At 65.8% G+C, this 21,391-nt stretch carries 16 protein-coding genes; 13 read left to right on the top strand and 3 right to left on the bottom strand.

What is annotated here, in order from left to right; genetic code table 11:
- Positions 1–2: 2 nt before the first annotated feature.
- Complete coding sequence (gene prmA / locus HPY67_13185; protein NPV05677.1) at positions 3–962, bottom strand: 50S ribosomal protein L11 methyltransferase; 960 nt, start codon at positions 960–962, stop codon at positions 3–5.
- 200 nt (positions 963–1,162) lie between these two features.
- On the opposite strand from prmA, the gene HPY67_13190 reads away from it, so the two are divergent.
- From HPY67_13190 to HPY67_13240, 11 genes are all read left to right on the top strand, one after another.
- Positions 1,163–1,894, top strand: a complete 732-nt coding sequence (locus HPY67_13190; protein ID NPV05678.1) for a bifunctional precorrin-2 dehydrogenase/sirohydrochlorin ferrochelatase — start codon at positions 1,163–1,165, stop codon at positions 1,892–1,894.
- Positions 1,894–2,709 (top strand): cytochrome c biogenesis protein CcsA, encoded by an 816-nt coding sequence (gene ccsA, locus HPY67_13195; protein NPV05679.1) that lies wholly within the window; start codon positions 1,894–1,896, stop codon positions 2,707–2,709. The genes HPY67_13190 and ccsA overlap by 1 nt, the downstream gene beginning before the upstream one ends.
- A gap of 85 nt (positions 2,710–2,794) precedes the next feature.
- Positions 2,795–4,129: a glutamyl-tRNA reductase gene (locus HPY67_13200; protein ID NPV05680.1), complete on the top strand. Its 1,335-nt coding sequence runs from the start codon at positions 2,795–2,797 to the stop codon at positions 4,127–4,129.
- A gap of 139 nt (positions 4,130–4,268) precedes the next feature.
- Positions 4,269–5,240, top strand: a complete 972-nt coding sequence (gene hemC / locus HPY67_13205) for a hydroxymethylbilane synthase (GenBank protein ID NPV05681.1) — start codon at positions 4,269–4,271, stop codon at positions 5,238–5,240.
- A 101-nt stretch (positions 5,241–5,341) separates the two neighbouring features.
- Complete coding sequence (gene cobA, locus HPY67_13210; GenBank protein ID NPV05682.1) at positions 5,342–6,856, top strand: uroporphyrinogen-III C-methyltransferase; 1,515 nt, start codon at positions 5,342–5,344, stop codon at positions 6,854–6,856.
- Between the two features lie 3 nt (positions 6,857–6,859).
- Positions 6,860–8,041 carry a 12,18-didecarboxysiroheme deacetylase gene (gene ahbC / locus HPY67_13215; protein ID NPV05683.1) on the top strand — a complete coding sequence of 394 codons (1,182 nt, stop codon included), beginning with the start codon at positions 6,860–6,862 and terminating at the stop codon, positions 8,039–8,041.
- Positions 8,042–8,143: 102 nt separating this feature from the next.
- Positions 8,144–9,118, top strand: a complete 975-nt coding sequence (hemB, locus tag HPY67_13220; GenBank protein NPV05684.1) for a porphobilinogen synthase — start codon at positions 8,144–8,146, stop codon at positions 9,116–9,118.
- 166 nt (positions 9,119–9,284) lie between these two features.
- The gene (gene ahbD, locus HPY67_13225) at positions 9,285–10,367 is read left to right on the top strand and encodes a heme b synthase (protein ID NPV05685.1); all 1,083 of its coding nucleotides are present in this window, start codon (positions 9,285–9,287) and stop codon (positions 10,365–10,367) included.
- 70 nt (positions 10,368–10,437) lie between these two features.
- Positions 10,438–10,884 carry an Lrp/AsnC family transcriptional regulator gene (locus tag HPY67_13230; GenBank protein ID NPV05686.1) on the top strand — a complete coding sequence of 149 codons (447 nt, stop codon included), beginning with the start codon at positions 10,438–10,440 and terminating at the stop codon, positions 10,882–10,884.
- Between the two features lie 219 nt (positions 10,885–11,103).
- Positions 11,104–13,767 carry a DNA polymerase I gene (polA, locus tag HPY67_13235; protein NPV05687.1) on the top strand — a complete coding sequence of 888 codons (2,664 nt, stop codon included), beginning with the start codon at positions 11,104–11,106 and terminating at the stop codon, positions 13,765–13,767.
- Positions 13,768–13,884: 117 nt separating this feature from the next.
- Complete coding sequence (locus HPY67_13240) at positions 13,885–15,111, top strand: hypothetical protein (GenBank protein ID NPV05688.1); 1,227 nt, start codon at positions 13,885–13,887, stop codon at positions 15,109–15,111.
- 4 nt (positions 15,112–15,115) lie between these two features.
- Here HPY67_13240 and HPY67_13245 read toward each other — a convergent pair whose 3' ends face one another.
- On the bottom strand, positions 15,116–16,642 hold the full coding sequence (locus HPY67_13245) for a response regulator (protein NPV05689.1): 1,527 nt from the start codon (positions 16,640–16,642) through the stop codon (positions 15,116–15,118).
- A 193-nt stretch (positions 16,643–16,835) separates the two neighbouring features.
- Complete coding sequence (locus HPY67_13250; GenBank protein ID NPV05690.1) at positions 16,836–17,054, bottom strand: hypothetical protein; 219 nt, start codon at positions 17,052–17,054, stop codon at positions 16,836–16,838.
- 332 nt (positions 17,055–17,386) lie between these two features.
- Here HPY67_13250 and HPY67_13255 point away from each other — a divergent pair, with 332 nt between their 5' ends.
- Positions 17,387–18,766, top strand: coding sequence for a sigma-54-dependent Fis family transcriptional regulator (locus HPY67_13255; GenBank protein NPV05691.1), 1,380 nt, complete (start codon positions 17,387–17,389; stop codon positions 18,764–18,766).
- A 410-nt stretch (positions 18,767–19,176) separates the two neighbouring features.
- On the top strand, positions 19,177–21,390 hold the full coding sequence (locus HPY67_13260) for a tetratricopeptide repeat protein (protein NPV05692.1): 2,214 nt from the start codon (positions 19,177–19,179) through the stop codon (positions 21,388–21,390).
- Position 21,391: the final 1 nt, after the last annotated feature.

A 21,391-nucleotide genomic window follows, 5' to 3' on the forward strand; every position in this document is an offset into this window, starting at 1 on the left:
CCTCAGGCCTTCGCCGGCTTGCGGTAGACGCAGCAGACCCACTCCTTGTCGTCGATGACCCGGTGCAGGACCAGGTCGTCGCGGGTGAAGGCCTTCTCCACGTCCTGCCGGTTCTTCGCGATGATCCCCGAGATGACGAGGTAGCCGCCCCGTTCCATCAACTTGACGAGGTGCGACTTGATCTTGATGAGGGTCTCCGCCGTGAGGTTGGCCGCGATCAGCTCGAAGCTGCCCTTGATCCGGGCCACGTCGCTGTTGACGATCACGACGCGGTCGCCCACGTGGTTGACGGCGACGTTCTTGTGGGCGATCTCCACGGCCTGCGGGTCGATGTCGACGCACAGGACGGTCGCAGCGCCGAGCTTGGCGGCAGAGATGCCCAGGATCCCCGTCCCGGTTCCCACGTCGAGGACTCTCCACTTCTGGAAGGTGCGGTCCTTGAGCAGAATCTCCTCCATGGCCTGGAGGCACATGCTCGTGGAGGGGTGCTGGCCCGTGCCGAAGGCCATGCCGGGGTCGATCTCGATGACCGTCTCCCGGCCCGTCGCGGCGTAGCGTTCCCAGGAGGGCTTGACGATGATGTTCTTGCTGATCCGCAGGGGCTTGAAGTAGCGCTTCCAGACCTCGCCCCACTGCGGGTCGACGATGACCTCCGTGTTGAAGCTGGGCTTCTCGAGGTCGGGGAAGAGCTCGGCCAGGCTGTCGATGTAAGCCTGTAGCCGGGCCGCGCGTTTCGCGTCGTCGGCGTCGGAGGGGAAATAGGCGTTGAGGACGCGCTCGTCCAGGGACTCCGGCTCGGGGAGATCGGAGCCCCCCGGCTCCAGGAACTCCTCGAAGACCCCCTGGGCCCCCATTTCGGTGAGGTAGTTCGAGAGGGCCTCCTCCAGCGCGGATGGGGTGTATAGCTTGAAACGGACCCATTTCTCCCGGGGTGCGGCCGACTTTTCCGAGCTGCCGGGCATGATGCCTCCTTCCGGTGTCATCGTGCGGAAGACGGGGGCCTGTCTTGCGGGGATCCCCGAGAGGGCGAAGCGGGAAGACGCCCGCGCTTCCAGATGGGTCTATAGCCTTTTTTTCGAGAGATTTCAAGCAGCTTGAATTTTGAAACCCGTCGTGATAGCGTCATCGGACACTGTTGTTTACAGGGAAAATTGCAGGTTTCATGCGATATTACCCGGTCGGCCTCGACATCCTCAATCGGCGCTGTCTCGTCGTCGGCGGCGGCGAGGTGGGGCAGCGCAAGACGGAGCGCCTCCTCGAGTGCGGTGCCCGTGTGACCGTCGTGGGAAAGAAGCTCACGCCGGCCCTCAAACGGCTCGTGCGTGCGGGCCGCGTGAGCCACGTGGCGGAAGATTACGGCGAGGCCCAGCTCGACGGCGCCTTTCTCGTGATCGGGGCGACGGACGACCGTGCGGTCAATGACCGGATCTTCCGCGACGCGCGCCGTCGGGGGGTCCTGGCCAACATCGTCGATGACCCGGAGCGCTGCGACTTCATCCTGCCCGCCCTGTGCCGGCAGGGGGACCTGGTGATCACCGTCGCGACGGGGGGCAGGAGCCCGGCCCTGGCCAAGAAGCTCCGGAAGGAGCTCGAGGAGCGCTACGGGCCCGAGTACGGGGTGCTCCTGAGGCTCCTGGGCGAGGTCCGCGGCCGCGTCATCGAGCGCGGGGAGGGGCCGGACGAGAACCGGAAGATCTTCGAGGCCCTCGTGGAATCCGACATCCTCGAGCGCATCCGCAGGGGACACTGGCGCAAGGTCGAGGAGACGGTGAGGAACCTCGCCGGCGTGACCATCGACCTCCGGACGATTGCGGGTTCGGGCTCGGTGAAAAAAGGCAAGGGCGCCGGCCGCAGGCGGCCCGGCGGGAAGGGTCCTGAAAACAGGGGCAGATGATGGAGGCACTGTTTTTCAAAGCGGCCCTGGCGGCCTACCTGGCGGCAACGGCGGGCTACCTCGCGTCTCTCGTGGCCCGGCGCGTCATGGTGGCCAGGATCGCCACGTGGGTGCTCGGCCTTGCCGCGGCGCTCCACGCCGTCCATTTCCTGGGCGTCTGCGCCGAGAGGGGGTTCAACGTGGCCGTGAACGTCTTCGAGGCCGCCTCCCTCTTCGCCTGGATCGTCTCGGGCGCCTATCTCGCCTTCCAGGTGCGGACCAAGACGAGGGTTCTCGGGGCCATCGTGGCACCGTTCGCCGCGCTGCTCATGATGGTTGCGTCGCTGGGCGTCGAGGGGACCATGGCCATCCCCGACGCCCTGCAGGGCAGGCTGGTGCCGATCCACGTCACGCTCTCGATCCTCGGCCAGGGGCTCTTCGCCCTCGCCTCGCTCGCGGGGGTCATGTACTGCATCCAGGACCGCCAGATCCGCCGGCGCCGCATGGGGCGCCTGGCCCGCTACCTGCCGTCGCTGGGGGATCTGGACCGGATCAATCACGCGGGACTCCTGTGGGGGTTCCCCCTGCTCACCCTGGGTCTCATCGCCGGGTCCGTCTGGGCCGCATCGGCCTGGGGCGGGAGCAACTGGGTTTCGGACCCCAAGACGGTCTGGTCCTTTGCCGTGTGGTGCATCTACGCCTTTCTGCTGCATCAGCGGCTCGCCATCGGGTGGAAAGGGCGGAAGATCGCCGTGCTGTCCATCGCCGCCCTCGTCGTGCTCATCTCGGCGTTCATCGGCGTGAACTTCATGAGCACGGTGCACAGGTTCACGTGAGGAAGCAGGAATTGTCCCCCTCACCCCGTCCCTCTCCCTCGGAGAGGCGAGGGATCCCGAAGGGTGGAGGGAAGTGATTTTTCATATGAACGTCATCCTCGTCGGCATGAACCACAAGACGGCGCCGCTGGAGATCCGGGAGCGTCTCTCGTTTTCCTGGGGCGACGGCCTGCGCCCGCACGAGGAGCTCCTCAAGTCGCCGGCCGTCAAGGAGGTCCTCTACCTCTCGACGTGCAACCGTGTCGAGGTCCTCGTACGGGCCGAGGACATGGAAGAGGCCATCGCCCGGGTGAAGTCCTTCATCCTCCGGCACGGCAACCTCGCCGCCGAGGAGCTGGAGAAGTGCCTCTACGTCTATTGCGGCGGCGACGCCGTGCGCCACCTCTTCCGGGTCGCCTCGAGCCTGGACTCCATGGTCATGGGCGAGCCCCAGATCCTCGGGCAGGTCAAGGATGCCTACCGCAGCTGCGTGGAGCAGAAGGCCTCGGGGATCATCCTCAACAAGCTGCTCCACCATGCCTTCCGCACGGCCAAGCGCGTGCGGACGGAGACGGCCATCGCGAGCAACGCCGTCTCGGTGGGCTTCGCCGCCGTGGAGATGGCGAAGAAGATCCTGGGGAGCCTGGAGGGCAGGACGGTGCTGCTCGTGGGCGCAGGAGAGATGTCGGAGCTTGCCGCGCGGCACCTGGTCAGCAACGGGGCGGGGAGCGTCATCGTGGCCAACCGCACCTACGCGCGGGCCGTGCAGGTCGCCGAGGAGATCCACGGGGTCCCGGTGGGCTTCGACCAGCTCGAGGAGAAGCTCCGGGAGGCCGACATCGTCATCAGCTCCACGGGCGCCGCGGGCTACATCCTCACCCCGGCGATGGTCCAGGGCGCGCTCAGGCGCCGGAAGAACCGCCTGCTCTTCATCATCGACATCGCCGTGCCGCGAGACGTGGACCCCGAGGTGGGCCGGATCGACAACGTCTACCTCTTCAACATCGACGATCTGCAAGGGGTGGTCGACGAGAACGTGCGCAACCGCCTCCAGGAGGCCGAGAAGGCCGAGGGGATCATCGATGAGGAGGTCCTGAAGTTCGCCGAGTGGTACAACACCCTCGAGGTGGTTCCCACGATCGTGTCGCTGCGGGAGAAGGTGGAGTCGATCATGCGCGCCGAGATGGAGAGGTCGGGGTCGTGGCTGAGGACCCTCTCGGAGGAGGACCGGAGGAACATCGAGATCCTCGCGACGCAGATCATCAACAAGATCCTTCACGACCCCGTCACGGGGCTCAAGGAGGAGAGCCAGACCAACGGGGCGATGCCCTACGTGGCGGCCATCCGGAAATTGTTCAGACTCGGCTCCGAGGATGTTTCAGAACCGGAGGATGGTCCGGATCGTTCTGCGGACGGGGAAGGTGAGAAGGTGAGAAGGTAAGAAGGTAAGAAGGTAAGAAGGTAAGAAGGTAAGAAGGTTGGATATGGCGGGAGTCATCGCATGCTGGATGCTTGTCCAACCTTCTTAACCTCAAACCCTCTTACCCTCTGATTGCCGGAGGGCTTGAGACGGTGGACCCATGGTCGGCGCTGGAGAATCAACGCGTAAGGGAGAAGGCACCATCGGACGGGTACTGAAAGTCGGGACGCGGGGAAGCCCGCTGGCCCTCAAGCAGGCGGGCATCGTCATGGAGGAGCTTCGGCGGCGCCGCCCGGGCCTCACCCTGGACGTCCACGTGATCAAGACGACGGGCGACAGGATGCAGGACGTGGCGCTCGCCCGGATCGGCGGCAAGGGGGTCTTCGTGAAGGAACTCGAGGAGGCGCTCCTCGAGCGGCGCATCGACCTGGCGATCCACAGCATGAAGGACGTGCCGGCCCTCCTGCCGGAAGGCCTGGAGATCGCGGCGATGCTCGAGCGGGAGGACCCGCGGGATGTCCTCATCTCGAGGGGGAACTTCAAGCTGGAGCGGATTCCCCAGGGGGCCCGCATCGGCACGGGATCCCTGCGGAGGGGCTGCCAGCTGAAGAACATCTACATGGACGTGGAGATCGTCCCCATCCGCGGCAACCTCGACACGCGGATCAAGAAAATCGAGCGGGACAACCTCGACGGGATCATCGTGGCGGCGGCGGGCCTGAAGCGCATGGGCTGGCAGGACCGCGCCTCGCAGTTCATCCCCCCGGAGATCATGACGCCCGCCATCGGGCAGGGGGCCCTCGGGGTCGAGGTGCGCCGCGGCGAGGATGTCGGGGAGATCGTCTCCGTGCTCAACCACGAGCGGACCTTCACCGAGGTGAGCGCCGAGCGGGCCTTCCTGGCCGTATTCGGCGCGGGCTGCCAGGTCCCCATCGCGGCCTACGGGAAGGTCGAGAAGGACTCGATCACCGTGACGGGACTCGTGGGGAGCCTCGACGGCCGGATGCTCGTCAAGGACCGCGTCCGCGGGCCCGCCGCCGAGGCGGAGCAGATGGGCCGAATCCTGGCGGAGCGGATCCTGGCCGCAGGGGGCCGGCAGATCATCGACGAGGTCTACAGGCGGCTTTCGTAGAGGAAGGGAACAGGACCGTCCTGCCGCCTGTAACCTGTCGCCTGCCGCCCGGTCCGCGAAACGTTGACTCGATTGCCGGCACGAAAGATTGGGAGACCGATTTGACAGAAAAAGGTAAGGTGTTCATCATCGGTGCGGGCCCCGGGGACCCCGGCCTGATCACGCTGCGCGGCATCGAGTGCATCGCGCAGGCCGATGCCGTCGTCTACGACTACCTCGCGAACGAGGAGATCCTCCGCCATGCCCGGAAGGACGCCCGCCTCATCTACGTGGGCAAGAAAGGCGGCGATCACACGCTCCCCCAGGGCGAGATCAACCGGATCCTCGTCGACGAGGCCCTCAAGGGCCTGACCGTTGCCCGCCTCAAGGGCGGGGACCCGTTCATCTTCGGCCGCGGGGGCGAGGAGGCCGAGGTGCTCCGGGAGGCCGGGATCCCCTTCGAGGTCGTCCCGGGCGTGACGTCGGCCATCGCGGTGCCGGCCTTCGCGGGCATCCCGCTGACGCACCGGGGGTACACCTCGACGGTGGCCTTCGTGACGGGGCACGAGGACCCTACGAAGGAAAAGAGCGACATCGACTGGGCGGCGCTCGCCGGCATCGGCACCCTCGTCTTCCTCATGGGGGTCAAGAACCTCGCGAACATCGCGCGGAACCTCGTCGAGGGCGGCAAGGCACCCGAAACGCCCGCGGCCCTGATCCGCTGGGGGACGACCCCCGGGCAGCAGACGCTCACCGGGACGCTGGCCGACATCGCGGCAAAGGCGAAAAAGGAGGGATTCACGCCGCCGTCGATCCTCGTGGTGGGCGAGGTGGTCGCGCTGCGGCCGAAGCTCGACTGGTTCGAGGCGAGGCCCCTCTTCGGCAAGGGCATCGTCGTCACGAGGCCCGAGGAGCAGGCGGGGGAGTTCGCCCGGCTGCTCGCCGCCGAGGGCGCGCAGGCGATCCTCTTCCCCACGATCCGCATCGCCCCTCCCGAGAGGTGGGACGATGTCGACCGGGCCCTTGCGGGTCTGGGCGGGTACGACTGGGTCGTCTTCACGAGCGCAAACGGCGTGAAGCATTTCTTCGCGAGGCTCCGCGCGATGGGCGGGGACATCCGGGATCTGAAAGGGGTCCGCGTCTGCACGATCGGGCCGGCCACGGCGGCGGCCGTCGAGGGCCTGGGCATCCGCGTGGACCTCGTGCCCGGCGAGTACATCTCCGAGGGCGTCGTCCGGGCCTTCGCAAGCGTGGACCTCCAGGGCAGGCGGGTTCTGCTGCCCCGCGCAGCCGAGGCGAGGGACGTCATCCCCGAGGGGCTCGCGAAAATGGGGGCCGCGGTGGACGTGGTGACCGTTTACCGGACGGTTCGCTCCGAGAGCCGCAGGGAGGAGCTGCAGGCGCTGCTCGACGCGGGCCGGGTGGACGTCGTGACCTTTACAAGCCCATCGACGGTGGCTAATTTCAAGCTTATCATGGGTGATGAGGCCCTGCCCGAAAAGGTCCGCATCGCCTGCATCGGCCCCGTCACGGCCGCCGCGGCGACAAGGCACGGCTTCACGGTGGATATCTACCAGGAGACGTTCACCATCCCCGGGATGGTGAAGGCGCTGGTCGAGTATTTTTCAAGGAAGTGATGAATGATCGGGATATCGAAACTGTACTGCGGGGCCGTGGAGGCCGCCGACGTCCTGCGCTACGGGCGCCACTCGGCGAGGCTCCCCTCGCACCTGCTGCAGTTCTCCAGCGACAAGCGGCCCGTCGTCGTCTGGAACGCCACCCGGCGCTGCAACCTCAAGTGCGTCCACTGCTACTCGAACTCGCAGAACATCCTCTACAGCGACGAGCTGACGACCGGGGAGGGCAAGCGGCTCATCGACGACCTGGCCGCCTTCGGCTCGCCCGTGCTCCTGCTCTCGGGCGGTGAGCCCCTCATGCGTCCCGACCTGCCCGAGCTGGCGCAGTACGCCGTGGACAGGGGGATGCGCGTCGTCATCTCCACGAACGGCACCCTCATCACGAAAAAGCTGGCCCGGGTCTTCAGCGACATCGGCCTGTCGTACATCGGCGTGAGCCTCGACGGCCTGCGGGAGGTGCACGACCGCTTCCGGGGCGTCAAGGGGGCCTTCGACAGGACGCTGCGCGGCATCCGCAACGCCCGCGACGCGGGCATCAAGGTGGGCATCCGCTTCACCGTGAGCCGCAAGAACTGGAAGGAGATCCCCGGCATCTTCGACCTGATCGAGAAGGAGAACATCCCGCGCGTCTGCTTCTATCACCTCGTGTACTCGGGCCGCGGCTCGGCCCTCATCGAGGAGGACCTCACCCACGGGGAAACACGGCAGGTGGTCGACCTGATCATGGACCGCACGAAGGACCTCTTCGACCGGGGCATCGAGAAGGAGGTGCTCACCGTGGACAACCACGCCGACGGCCCCTACGTGTACCTGAGGCTCCTCCGCGAGGACCCCCGGCGGGCCGCCGAGGTCCTGGAGCTGCTCCGGATGAACGAGGGCAACAGCTCGGGGCACGGGATCGGCTGCGTGAGCTGGGACGGCGAGGTCCACCCCGACCAGTTCTGGAGGGTCCACTCCTTCGGCAACGTCAAGGAAAGGCCCTTCAGCGAGATCTGGCTCGACACGTCGAACGAGCTGCTCGCGAAGATGAAGGACAAGAAGCCCCACGTCAAGGGCCGCTGCGCGACCTGCCGCTGGCTCGATGTCTGCGGCGGCAACTTCCGGGCACGGGCCGAGGCCGTCACGGGCGATGCCTGGGCGGCGGACCCGGCGTGTTACCTGACGGATGACGAAATCAAGAAATAGGCGTCAGGCATCAGGCTCCAGGCATCGGGAAAGAATCAAGGCCGTTTCCTGCAGCCTGGCGCCCCATGCCCAACGTCGAATGCCCAGTTGAAGGAGGCACCCATGTTTTTCCCCGCATACCGTCCCCGGCGCATGAGGCAAAACGAGAATCTGCGCAGGCTCATCCGCGAGACGAAGCTCTCGGTCGACGATCTCGTCCACCCGCTCTTCGTCGTCCCGGGCAAGGGCGTGAAGAAGCCCATCCAATCCATGCCCGGCAACTTCCAGATGTCCGTCGACCACCTGCTCAAGGAGGTGAAGCAGTCGAGGGACCTGGGCATCCCGGCCGTCCTGCTCTTCGGCATCCCCGACGAGAAGGATGAGAACGCCACGGGCGCCTTTCGGAAGGACGGGATCATCCAGCGGGCCGTCAAGGAGATCAAGGACAAGGTGCCCGACATCCTCGTCATCACCGACCTGTGCTTCTGCGAGTACACGAGCCACGGCCACTGCGGGTGCCTGAAGGACGGCGACGTGGACAACGACGCCACGCTGGAGATGCTGGCCGAGACGGCCGTCTCGCAGGCGAAGGCCGGGGCCGACATCGTGGCCCCCTCGGCGATGATGGACGGCCAGATCGAGGCCATCCGCGACGGCCTCGACGAGGCGGGCTTCGAGAACACGCCGATCATGGCCTACTCGGCCAAGTACGCCTCGTGCTTCTACGGGCCCTTCCGCGAGGCCGCCGAGAGTGCCCCGCGGTTCGGCGACCGCAAGGGCTACCAGATGGACCCGGCCAACAGCGACGAGGCCGTCCGCGAGATCGGGCTCGACATCGAGGAAGGGGCAGACATCATCATGGTCAAGCCGGCGCTGCCCTACCTCGACATCATCCGGCGGGCCCGGGAGGAGTTCGACCACCCCGTTGCCGCTTACAACGTGAGCGGCGAGTTCGCGATGATCAAGGCGGCGGCCCAGATGGGCTGGATCGACGGCGAGCGGGCCATGATGGAGGCGCTCACGGCGATCAAGCGCGCCGGCGCCGACATCATCCTGACCTACTTCGCGCCGGAGGCGGCGAGGGTGCTGCAAAAGTAAAAGCTGGAATCATGGAGTGATGGAATCATGGAAATAATGGGTGTGACAAATAAGCTCATCATTCCAACATTCCAGTATTCCACCACTCCAGATTCGTGATTACATGAAGCCGGAAGAAAGACAGAGATCGGGTCAACCCGGTTCGACGAGCCCCCGCGTGGACCGCATGGTCCTGCCCGGCACGCTGCGCATGGTTGCCTGGGAGGTGACGCGCAGCTGCAACCTCGCCTGCGTGCACTGCCGTGCCTCGTCGGTCCACGGACCCTACGAGGGGGAACTGGAGACGGAGCGCTGCCTGCGGCTTCTCGACGAGATCGCGGCCTTCAGCCAACCGGTCATCATCCTCACCGGGGGCGAGCCGCTTCTTCGCCCCGACATCTTCGAGATCGCGGCCTACGGCGACGCGAAGGGCCTCCGGATGGTCATGGCCACAAACGGCACCCTCGTGGACGATGCCACGGCGCGGAAGATCCGCGAGGCCGGTATCCGGCGGGTGAGCATCAGCCTCGACGGCGCGGATGCCGAGCGGCACGACGCGTTCCGGCAGGTGCCGGGGGCCTTCCAGGGGGCGCTTTCGGGCATCGAGGCCCTGAAGCGCGCCGGCGTCGAATTCCAGGTCAACACGACGATCACGCGCATGAACCTCGACCAGGTGGAGGAACTGCTCGCCCTGGCGCAGCGGCTCGGGGCGGCGGCGCATCACGTCTTCCTGCTCGTCCCCACGGGCCGGGGAAAGGAAATGGCCCACCAGGCCATCTCCGCCGGAGAGTACGAAAAGACGCTGGAGTGGTTCTACGAGGCGGGGCTGTCGTGCCCCATGCAGCTCAAGGCGACCTGCGCGCCGCACTTCTACCGGATCTACCACCAGCGCAAGAAGGAGCGGGCGGCGCAGTCCGTCCCCGAAAACCCCCTGCACGCCATGACGCGCGGCTGCCTCGGCGGCAGCTCCTTCGTCTTCATCTCGCACCGGGGCCAGGTGCAGCCCTGCGGGTACCTCGAGCTCGACTGCGGGCAGCTCAGGGAGACGCCCTTCGAGGAGATCTGGAAAGACTCGAGGATCTTCCGGGACCTGCGGGACCTCCGAAAGTACGGCGGCAAGTGCGGCCGCTGCGAGTTCGTCACCGTCTGCGGAGGCTGCCGGGCCCGGGCCTACGAGAAGACGGGCGATTACCTCGCGGAAGAGCCGCTGTGTGTCTATCAACCAAGGAAAGGCAAAGGGCAAATGGCTCAGGGCGAAAGGGCAAGATGAATCATAAGAAATGCGATGCCTCTTGCTTCCGGCCATTAGCCATTCGCCGTACGCCTGATGCCATTTGTTTATGGACGCCCTCGACAGGAAAATTCTGAACATCCTCCAGACCCGCTTCCCGCTGGTTCCCGAGCCCTACGATGCCGTGGGGCAGGAGGTGGGACTGACGGGCGACGAGGTCATCGAGCGGGTGCGCAGGCTCAAGGCCGAAGGCGTGATCCGGCGGATCGGCGCGGTATTCGACTCCCGGAGGCTCGGCTACGCGAGCACGCTGTGCGCCGCGAAGGTGCCGGAGGAGAAGATGAGGGCCTTCGTGGAGGTCGTGAACGGCTACCCCGGCGTGACCCACAACTACCGCCGGGGGCACGACTACAACGTCTGGTTCACCTTCATCGCGCCGGATGCGGAGGCCCTGGAAGGGGCCCTCGACGAGATCCGCCGCAGGACGGGCGTGCAGGACGTCATCAGCATGCCGGCGGTCAGGACCTTTAAAATCAACGCCACCTTCGAACTATAGAGGGCGGTGGACCGAAGGCACATGGCTCCGGAATCGGGAAGCTGGGAAGTTGAGAAATTGCGAAGCTTGGACCGGCTGAAGCCAAATTCACCGTCTTCGCATTTCCGAGCTTCCTAACTTCAAAGCTTCTTAACTTCCGTCTGTACAGGGTGCCTTGCATCCGGGCATTTTTGACCAGCCGGAAGAACCACCGCATCGGAGGGCTGGAAGGAATTTCCCATGACCGACAAGCCGAAACCCACCCTCTACCTCGTCGACGGCAGCAACTACGTCTACCGCGCCTTCTTCGCCATCCAGGGCCTCACCAACTCGCGCGGCTTCCCGACCAACGCCGTCTACGGGTTCAACAACATGCTCTCCAAGCTCCTGCGGGAGCGCAAGCCCGAGTACATCGCCGTCGTCTTCGACGCGAAGGGCCCGACCTTCCGCAACGAGGCCTTCGAAGACTACAAGGCGCACCGAAAGCCCATGCCCGACGCCCTGAAGCCCCAGATCGCCGTGATCAAGGACCTCGTGCGCGCCTACCGCATCCCCCTGCTGGAGATCGAGGGCATCGAGGCCGACGACGTGATCGGCACCCTGGCCCGGAAGTTCGAGGCCGAGGGCGTGAAGGTGGTCATCGTCTCGGGCGACAAGGACCTCATGCAGCTGGTCTCCGACGGGGTCGTCATGGTCGACACGATGAAGGACAAGACCTATGACGCCGCAGGCGTGGAGGAGCGCTTCGGTGTGGGGCCCGACCGGGTGGCCGAGCTGCTCGGCCTCATGGGCGATGCGTCGGACAACATCCCCGGCGTGCCCGGCGTGGGGCCCAAGACGGCGCTCCAGCTGATCCGGGACTACGGTTCCCTGGAGGGCGTGCTGAGCAATGCGGGAAAGATCCGCAACGAGCGGATCCGCAAGGCCGTCACGGAGCACGCTCAGCAGGCGAGGCTCTCCCGGGAGCTGGCCCTCGTGAGGACCGATGCCGCCGTCGATCTCGACCTCGAGCAGGCGCGCTACGAGGGGCCTGACCGCGAGGCGCTGAAGGCCCTCTTCAAGGAACTGGAGTTCTCCTCGCTCATCCAGGACCTGGAGGTGCGCGACCGCAAGGCGGACGGCAAAGCCCATCTCGTCTCGACGGCGGAGGGGCTTCACGGCCTCATCCGCGGCATCGAAAAGGCCGGGGCCGTTGCCCTTTACCCGGTCCTGACCTCCGAGCTGCCCATGTACGCCGACCTCGTGGGACTCGGCATGGCCTGCGCGCCGGGGGAATCCTTTTACTTGCCCCTCGGGTCCGGCAAGGCGGCCTGGCGCGACCACGCCCTGAAGGAACTCGCGCCGGTTCTTTCCGCCGAGAAGATCCTCAAGCACGGCCACGACCTCAAGAATGCCGTCATCGCGCTCGCCCGGCTGGGGATTCCCCTGCGGGGGGCGGGCGACGACACGATGGTGGCCTCCTACCTGCTGAACCCCTCGAAGAAAAGCCACGACATCACCGAGGCGGCGCGGGAATTTCTCGACCTCGAGCTCACCCCGGCGAAGGAGGTGCTCGGCAGCGGCGCAAAGGCCCTGTCGCCCGCCGACGTGGAGCCCGCGCGCATGGCTCCGTACGCGGGGGAACGCGCCGAGGCCGCCCTGCGGATCCGCCCCGTCGTGGCGGGGAAAATCCGGGAGGCGGCCCTGGAGGATCTCTACAGCAAGGTCGAGATGCCGCTGGTCCATGTGCTGGCCGCCATGGAGCAGCGGGGGGTCCTCGTCGACCGCAAGCAGCTCGCGGAGATGTCGGTCCAGTTCGACGAGCTCCTGTCCCGGTCCGAGGAGAAGATCTACAGCCTGGCCGGCGAGCGATTCAACATCAACTCGCCCAAGCAGCTCCAGGTCATCCTCTTCGACAAGCTCAAGCTCGCCAAGGGACGGAAGATCAAGGAAGGCTACTCCACCGACGTGGAGACGCTCACGACGCTGGCCCAGTCCCACGAGCTGCCCGCCGAGATCCTGGCCTACCGGAGCATCGCGAAACTCAAGTCGACCTACGTCGACGCCCTGCCGGCGATGGTGCACCCGCAGACCGGGCGCATCCACACCTCCTACAACCAGACCGTGACCGCCACGGGGCGCCTCTCGAGCAGCAACCCCAACCTGCAGAACATCCCCATCCGCACCCCCGAGGGCCGGCGGATCCGCCAGGCCTTCGTCGCGCCGCACGGGTGCGTGCTGGTCTCGGCCGACTACGCCCAGATCGAGCTGCACGTGCTCGCCCACCTCTCGGGAGACGAGGCGCTCATCGAGGTCTTCGAGTCGGGGGAGGACATCCACACCCGGACCGCTTCGGCCCTCTTCGGCGTGTTCCCGGAAATGGTCACCCCCGAGCTGCGCCGGCGCGCCAAGGTGATCAACTTCGGCGTGATCTACGGCATGAGCCCCTTCGGCCTCTCCAAGGAGCTCGGGATCAGCCAGGCCGAGGCGAAGGAATACATCGACAGCTACTTCGACCGCTACAAGGGGGTCCGGAAATTCCTCGACGGGATCCTTGAGGATGCGCGCCGCGACAAGTACGTATGCACCCTGCTGAACCGCCGGCGCTACATCCCCGAGATCACGAGCTCCAACGCGGCGCTGCGCCAGTTCGCCGAGCGCACGGCCATCAACGCGCCCATCCAGGGGACGGCGGCCGACCTCATCAAGATCGCCATGATCAACCTGCACGCCCTCCTCAAGAAGCGCCACCCGAAGGCGGCCATGATCATGCAGGTGCACGACGAGCTGGTGTTCGAAGTCCCCGAGGGCGAGAAGAAAGACCTCATGGCCCTCGTGAAGCGCGAGATGGAAGGGGTCATGAAGCTGCGCGTGCCGCTGAAGGTGGAGATCCATGCGGGGCGCAACTGGGACGAGGCGCACTGAGAAGAAGGCAAGACGGTGAGAGGGTAAGAACGTTGGATTGCTCGGAGGCCGAATTCCCGCCCTCGGATTCTCCAACCATACCCTTTAGAACAGAAATTTTCCGAGGAGGTGCCGATCATGAACCTTCTGAGCAGGACAACCTGTGCGGTGGCGGCTGTGTTGACCGTTTGTTTCCTGTCACCCGCGTCGGCGGCGGAGCCGAAGAAACCCCTGACCCTGTACTGGGTGAGCGCGGCGACGCACAACATGGTGATCCCCGGGATGTCCCAGGGGGAGATGTCGGGCCTGCAGGGCATGATCCTGGGCAAGGTGGCCGGGGTCGGCCCGAAGCGGACGCTCCTGCTGCAGCTCAGCGCACCCGGGAATCCCCCGGCATCGCCCGAGGCGGCGCACGACATTCCCCCCGGCATGGAGATGGGCAAGACCCTCCCGCTGCTGATCCCCGAGCGTGAGAAGCCCGTCCGGGGCGAGAGCCCGGAGGAGGGGAAGCCGGAGAAGCCGGAGAAGCCGAAGGCGCGCATGCTTCTTTACTGGGGCTGCAGCGAGACGGTGAGGCCCGGGCAGCCCCGGGTGCTCGACACGGAGAAGATGAGCCCGGCCGACTTCGGGAAAGCCATGGCGGGCCGGACCGGAACGGTGCTGTCTCCCCCGTCTCCGAGGGCGGGGTGGGCCTATGCGGAGTGGCCCAACCGCAGGGATCAGAGGGAGGTGCCGAGGTCGAGCTCCCTCGTGGGGAGCCACTTCGTGCACGGGAACTTCAGCCCCGACATCCGGTTCACCGTCGGCGAGAGGCACGACTTCATGGCGCCCGTGGAATTCACGTCCGTCAAGGGGGGGCTTGCGGACAGCATCGCCTTCGAGTGGAAGAAGATCCCCACGGCGATCGGGTATTTCGCCACGGCGATCGGCCACAGCGAGAAGACGGGCGAGACGATCCTCTGGTCCTCGAGCGATGCGCAGGAACCGGGGTACGGCCTGATGGGCTATCTCACGCCCGCCGACGTGAGCCGGTTCATCCGGGAGAAGGTGGTCATGGGGCCCGAGGTCACACGCTGCGCGATCCCCCGGGGGATTTTCAAGGACGCCGGCGGCGCCGCGCTGCAGTTCATCGGCTACGGCGACGAGCTCAACATCGCGTACCCCCCGAAGCCGAAGGACCCGAAGATTCCGCACGAGTACGTCTGGGCGGTGAAGCTGCGCAACAAGTCGACGGGGATGCTGCCCCTGGGCCAGGAAGGCACGCAGGAGGAGCGCACGAAGGAAAGACAGCCCGCCGAGCAGAAGCCCGAGAGCACCACCGACAAGATGAAGAAGACGCTCGACGTGATCAAGGGGCTGTTCTGAGCCCTCAGCCCGCGAGGGCGGGAAGGCTGCTCGAACAGGGCGACTGCAGGCAGCCGATGAACGCCTCGACCACCCTCGGGTCGAACTGCGTGCCGACGTATCGGCGCAGCTCCGCCACCGCCTCGTCGCGGCTCATGCTCGCGCGGTAGGGGCGGTTGGTCGTCATGGCGTCGTAGGCGTCGGCCACGGCGATCATGCGCGACAGCAGCGGGATCTGCTCGCCCGCCAGGCCGTCGGGGTAGCCCGACCCGTCCCAGTTCTCGTGGTGGTGCCGGATGATCTTGCGCTCCTTCTCGAACAGGGCGATCGGGGTGAGGATGTCGTCGCCGATCGCGCAGTGGTTCTTGATGATGTCGTACTCCTCCCCCGTCAGCTCGTCGGGCTTGAGGAGGATGTGGTCCGGGATCGCGATCTTGCCGATGTCGTGGAGCATGGCGGCGATCTTGAGACACTCGATGTCGTCGGCCGTGCACGCCATGATCTCCGCCGTCCGGACCGAGAATTCCGTCACGCTCACGGAGTGGCGCTCGGTGTACTGGTCCCGCGCCTGGATGGAGGTCACCAGCGCCCGGAAGGTCTCGGCGATGTTCGTGTAGAGGGTCTCGTAGAGGACCTTGTTCTCGAGGTTCAGCGATGCCCGGCGCGCAAGGCTCAGGATGACGTGCAGGTCCTGGTCCGTGAAGCAGGCCCCGTTGCGGCCCTTCCAGAGGCCGAGGATCCCGAAGACGTTGCCGCGGATCGTCAGCGGGGCGCAGAGGATGGACGCCGCGCCGTCGGCGCCGGAGACGTTGCACAGCACGCCGTCCCTCTTCTCGACGACCTCCCGCAGCAGATCCTTCGGCCACGGCACGGCGTGGCGCGGGGGGACGCTGTCGACGCTGCCGGTGAACTTGGGCAGGAACTCGCCGGTGTCCCGGTCGTAGAGCAGGATCAGGCAGTGCTCGCCGCCCGAGACCTTGAGGGCCAAATCGGCGATGACGCGGAAGACGTTGTCGTTGCTCACCCCGAGCCGCTCGATGAAGTCGTAGATGAACCCCTTGGCCGAGATCTGGCGGACCTTGTCGCGCAGCCGCTCCTGCTCGGCCTTGTGCAGGATCCCGTCGGCCGACAGCAGGGACTTTTCCCGCAGGTAGATGTTGACCTTGTAGAGCAGCTCGTCGATCCGGAAGGGCTTCGCGATGAAATCGACGGCCCCCGTCTTCATGGCCGACACGGAGAGGCCGATGGAGGGGTAGCCGGTGATGAGGATGACGGATATCGAGGGGTTGATCTCCCGGATCCGGCCCAGGAGGTCCATCCCGTTCATGCCGGGCATGTGGATGTCGCTGATGACCAGGTCGTAGAGGTTGGAGCGAAGGGCCTCCAGGGCCTCCTTTCCGTCGGCGGCCTCGGTGGCGATGTATTCACCCCCTTGCCGCAGGGCCTCGACGATGAGGCTGCGCACGGAAGGGTCGTCGTCGACGACGAGGATCGTCCGCTTGACGGACGAGGGCACGGGCATGATCCTGAACTCGTTTCCGGCGGCCTGCATCCCGTTCATCCTGGCGATCCCGTCCCTCGCGTCGATCCCGTCGCGTCAGCCGGGGGCAGTCGTGGGGCGGCGGCCTTCTCCAGTGGCGACGGCCGGTCACATGCGGTCTCCAACCAGGCGTACCGGGGTCATGTGATGAAGGGCGTTCAGCCCGCTCCGGGTCGGTCCCCCGCTCAGCGAATCGCGTCGGGTTCTATTTGGATTTATTGCCTTTCAGGAGGATGTCCATCAGGCTGTAGGAGATCCTGTCGTAGACCTCCGTTTTATGCTGCTCGGTGCCGAGCGATACCACGTCAGCGTACCGCGGGGTTGTCTTCGGACCCTCCCCGGACGCTGCGGGCTTCTCTGCGGCCTTGCTCTGCCGGCTGTAGGCCTTGAGGATGTTGTCGATCTGGTACGTCGATATGGTCATCGCCGGGCTCACGGTTTTGTCACAATGGAGATCGGTCCGGCGGGTCAAAACTTTAGGGCTTTGTGCCGCCCCGCGGTGCACGATCCCCCCGTCCCGGCACTCTCGATAATTCTGGTTGACTAATGTCAAAATTTTGTTAACATCCCGGGTTGCTTTAAGATCACGCGATACATACGATCCCTCCGCCAGGGGCTTCCCTGCCAGGGCCGGGGCACCGCCCGACCCGCCGGAGGGGCTTTTGAAGGCGTCCGGATCGCCCGTCACCCGACAACACCCACCCCCGAGGAGCGGTAGTAGAGCCGGCCATGGCAGACAGCAAGATCAAGAAGGAAATGAAGAACATCCGGATCCTCATCGCCGAGGACAACGAGTTGAGCCGGGACAACCTCTCGGAATTGTTGAAAAGTTACGGATACGAGGTCAAGGGCGTCGGCGACGGCCGCCAGGCCATGGACGTCTTCATCGAGGACAAGTACGACCTCGTGATCACGGACCTCAAGATGCCCCACGTCGACGGCCTCCACTTGCTGAAGTTCGTCAAGGAGGTCAACCCCGAGAGCATCGTCATCATGATCACGGGCTACGGCACGGTCAACTCGGCCGTCGAGGCCATGAAGCTGGGCGCCTTCGACTACATCACCAAGCCCCTGAAGGACGACATCGTCAAGCTCACCATCGACCGTGCCCTGTCCTTCGCCAAGCTCAAGGAAGAGAACATCGCGCTGAAGGACCACCTGAAGAAGAAGTACGACTTCGGCAAGATCATCGGCTTCAGCGACAGCATGCGGAAGGTCTTCGACAACATCGAGAAGGTGGCCGCCTCGGACAGCACCGTCGTCATCTACGGGGAGAGCGGGACGGGAAAGGAACTCGTCGCCCGGGCCATTCACTTCAACAGCGACCGCCGGAGCTTTCCCCTCGTGCCGGTCAACTGCGGCGCCATTCCCGAGGAGCTCCTCGAGAGCGAGCTGTTCGGGCACGAGAAGGGGGCCTTCACGGGCGCCATCAAGAGCCGGGTGGGCCGCTTCGAGCTGGCCCAGGGCGGGACGATCTTCCTCGACGAGATCGGGGACATGAGCCCCGCACTGCAGGTCAAGGTCCTGCGCGTCATCCAGGAGAAGCAGTTCGAGCGCATCGGCGGGGTCAAGACGATCAACGCCGACGTGCGGATCATCTGCGCCACGAACCAGGACCTCGAGAAGGCCGTCCAGGAGAAGCGGTTCCGCGAGGACCTGTTCTACCGCATCAACGTCATCCCCATCTACCTGCCGCCCCTGCGGGACCGGAAGATGGACATCCCCGTCCTGGTCAACCACTTCCTCCAGAAGTTCAACAAGCTCAAGAAGAAGAACGTCAAGGGGCTCACCCCCGAGGCGACCAATTACATGATGCGCTACTCCTGGCCGGGAAACGTCCGCGAGCTGGAAAACCTCATCGAGATGCTCGTCGTCATGCGGGAGGACGGCATGATCAGGGTCGAGGACCTGCCGCCCAAGATCCTCAGCGTCGGGAAGGGCAAGAGCGAGGTGCTGAGCGTCGTCGACATCCCCGAGGACGGCATCGAGTACAACGGGGTGGTCGACCAGTTCGAAAAGGACCTCCTCCTCAAGGCCCTGGAGAAGACGGGCGGGGTGAAGAACCGCGCCGCCAAGCTGCTCAACCTGAACCGGACCACGTTCGTCGAAAAGCTCAAGCGCTTCAACATCAGCTAGCGGGCTTGTGAAAAACGCCCATCTGCGGCGTTCCTTCATCCCTCGTCGCTGCGACGCCCGTCCCGTCTTCTCAGTCTATTCCGTCTGTTCCGTCGAAAAGGGCGCCGGGGAGAATGCTCTCCCCGGTTTTTTCATGCTTTGCGCCTGCAGGCCCGAGGGTTTCGGCTTCGATCGTCAATATTTTGACAAGCCCCTCAAGTTTCCGTGGATCGGGTCGACGGGCGCACGGGGCGCCATGCCCTGCTTCCGCTGCCGGCGGCCCCTGCACGCCGCCGCCCGGTGCCTGAACCCCTCCTGCCCCCGCCCCCATCCCCCCCAGCCCCGTCTTTTCCATGGCATAACCATTGCTTTCTTCCGGTCAGGCGGTGGTGTGCCCGGCGCGGCCCGCACCGCGGAAAACGGGAGCGACCATGAAAAAACGCCTTTTTGCCTGCCTGGCTCTCCTCCTCTTACTGGCCCTCGACCCGCCTGCGGCCTCTGCCCGGAGAGGCGCGGAGGTCTTCAGCCTTCACGTGGGCTCTTACGCGAGCGCCGAAAAGGCCGCCGAGCAGGTCAGGCTCCTGCAGGGCAAGGGGTGCGAGGCCTTCGCCGATAAGCCCGACGGCAGGGACGGGAAGGTGCGCGTCTACGTGGGCCGCTTTGCCGATCCGCAGGAGGCGGCCCGCGAGGGGTCAAGGCTCGAGCAGAAGAAGATCATCCGCTTCTTTGCCGTCCGGCCCGTCCGCGCAGCCGAGGCGCCGAAGAAAGCCCTTGCCGCGCGGGAGCCCGCCGCCCCGGCGGGTCCGAAAGCTCCCGACACCCCGGCCCTGAAGGACACGAAAATCCACCCCCAGGTGAAGATCGAAACGGCGGCCCCGGGAGCATCCCGGCCGGGAAAGAAACCCCCTCTCTTCGCCCCGAGGCTGGAGTCGGCTGCGGGCGACTCGGTGACGGCGGGACTGCCGGAACCGGAGTACTTCAAGTTCGAGCCCTTCGAGGCGGGCGCACGTCCCCGCGCGGAGAGCGGCCGGGCGGGTGCCGGCCTTGCGGAAGACGAGGCCCTCTACGCCGAAGCGGTGGAACTGTACCGAAAGGGCAAGTACAGCACGGCCATCGACACGTTCCGGTCCTATATCCGTCAGTTCGCGGGCGGGCCCCGGTCGAAGGCCTGTTTTTACTGGATTGCCGAGTGCCACAGCCAGATGAAGGACCCGGCGAAGGCCGACGAGGCCTTCGCAGAGGCCGTCAGGCGCTGGCCCGACTACCGGGACATCCCCCGGGAGACCCTCGTGAGCCTGGGGTTCCATCATTTCCGGCGGGGCGCCTTCGACAGCGCCATCGAGGTCTTCTCGTACACGATCAATCTCTACCCCCAGGACCCCTTCCGCAAGGAGATGAGCTACCTGATCGCCCGCTCGCTCACCGAGATGCAGCAGTACGAATCGGCCCTCCGGGCCTACAGCGCGGTGATCGAGAAGTACCCCGACACCAAGGAAGCCAAGGAGAGCGCCGTCATCATGGCCAACATCGGGGTCAGGAGCCCCGGGCTGAAGCTCCCGGCCCTCATGGCGGGCGCGGAAAACTATCTGGACCCCGTTGCGGCCTACGACAGGGTGCTCGCGAAGGACCTCCCGAACCCGGAGCTGGCGGAGCGGATCCTCTTTCAGAAGGCCTATGCCCTGTACCAGCGGAAGCAGTACCGCGAGGCGTTCCAGGCCGGCTTTGAACAGCTCAGGCGCTTCCCGAACGGCCCGTGCCGGGACGCGGGGCTGCAGACCCTCAAGGGGAGCACGGAAAGGATGGTCGACGAGGACTACGGCAGGGGGGATTACCTCCGCGTGGCCGATACCTTCCTGTCGGCCTACGAGGGCGCATGGGTGAAGTCCGTCGACTTCGCGACGGGCTACCGGATCGCCGACAGCCTGCGGCGGGTCGGCCTGTACCGCGAGGCGCGCCGCGTGGCCGACCACCTGCTGATGACCGAGCGGGACGGCGGGAACCGAAACGCCCTGCTGCTGCTCGCGGCCGACGTGAGCCTCCGCGGGGGGCACGCCGACGAGGCGGAACGCATTTTGACGGAGCTCTCCCGGCAGGCGGCGGTGCTCGGCCGGGAGGACAGGCAGGCGATGCAGCGGCTCCAGGGGGACATCTACCTGAAGAAGGGGCTCTACCCGAAAGCGGCGGCCTCCTATGCCGACGTCCCGGCCGCGGACATGCCCGACGCGGCCGCCCTGCACCGCAGCTACGGCGTCGCCCTGCGGTTCAGCGATGACTGCCCGTCGGCGCTGCAGCAGTTCCAGATGGCCATCCGCCGAGCCGAGAAGGACAGGGCCGCGCACGGCAGGGCTCTCCAGGACGCGCTGGCCGGCTCCGGGGACTGCCACCTGCAGAGCCGCAATTACGCCGAAGCCGTCTCAGCCTACAGGCAGGCCGTCGAGGCCGCCCAGGGGGGGGCGCAGAACCCCTGGACCCTCTACCACCTCGGCAGGAGCTATGTGGGGATGAACAACCTGGCCGAGGCCAACCGGGTGTTCTCGGAGCTGAAGGTCCGGACCGGCGACGACTTCTGGAACAAGACGATCGACTACACCCTCTCCGAGGCCGCATGGACGGAGAAGTACCGAAAGTACCTGCAGGCGAAGTAGG

It is taken from the genome of Syntrophaceae bacterium (assembly GCA_013177795.1).
Lineage (GTDB): Bacteria > Desulfobacterota > Syntrophia > Syntrophales > UBA2192 > UBA2192.

Coding starts and splice junctions, on each gene's coding strand:
- HPY67_13190 (NPV05678.1), top strand. CDS start 1,163: ATGCGATATTACCCGGTCGGCCTCGACATCCTCAATCGGCGCTGTCTC.
- HPY67_13250 (NPV05690.1), bottom strand. CDS start 17,054: ATGACCATATCGACGTACCAGATCGACAACATCCTCAAGGCCTACAGC.
- ccsA (NPV05679.1), top strand. CDS start 1,894: ATGGAGGCACTGTTTTTCAAAGCGGCCCTGGCGGCCTACCTGGCGGCA.
- polA (NPV05687.1), top strand. CDS start 11,104: ATGACCGACAAGCCGAAACCCACCCTCTACCTCGTCGACGGCAGCAAC.
- ahbD (NPV05685.1), top strand. CDS start 9,285: ATGGTCCTGCCCGGCACGCTGCGCATGGTTGCCTGGGAGGTGACGCGC.
- HPY67_13200 (NPV05680.1), top strand. CDS start 2,795: ATGAACGTCATCCTCGTCGGCATGAACCACAAGACGGCGCCGCTGGAG.
- HPY67_13255 (NPV05691.1), top strand. CDS start 17,387: ATGAAGAACATCCGGATCCTCATCGCCGAGGACAACGAGTTGAGCCGG.
- HPY67_13240 (NPV05688.1), top strand. CDS start 13,885: ATGAACCTTCTGAGCAGGACAACCTGTGCGGTGGCGGCTGTGTTGACC.
- prmA (NPV05677.1), bottom strand. CDS start 962: ATGCCCGGCAGCTCGGAAAAGTCGGCCGCACCCCGGGAGAAATGGGTC.
- HPY67_13230 (NPV05686.1), top strand. CDS start 10,438: ATGGACGCCCTCGACAGGAAAATTCTGAACATCCTCCAGACCCGCTTC.
- hemB (NPV05684.1), top strand. CDS start 8,144: ATGTTTTTCCCCGCATACCGTCCCCGGCGCATGAGGCAAAACGAGAAT.
- hemC (NPV05681.1), top strand. CDS start 4,269: ATGGTCGGCGCTGGAGAATCAACGCGTAAGGGAGAAGGCACCATCGGA.
- HPY67_13245 (NPV05689.1), bottom strand. CDS start 16,642: ATGCAGGCCGCCGGAAACGAGTTCAGGATCATGCCCGTGCCCTCGTCC.
- HPY67_13260 (NPV05692.1), top strand. CDS start 19,177: ATGAAAAAACGCCTTTTTGCCTGCCTGGCTCTCCTCCTCTTACTGGCC.
- ahbC (NPV05683.1), top strand. CDS start 6,860: ATGATCGGGATATCGAAACTGTACTGCGGGGCCGTGGAGGCCGCCGAC.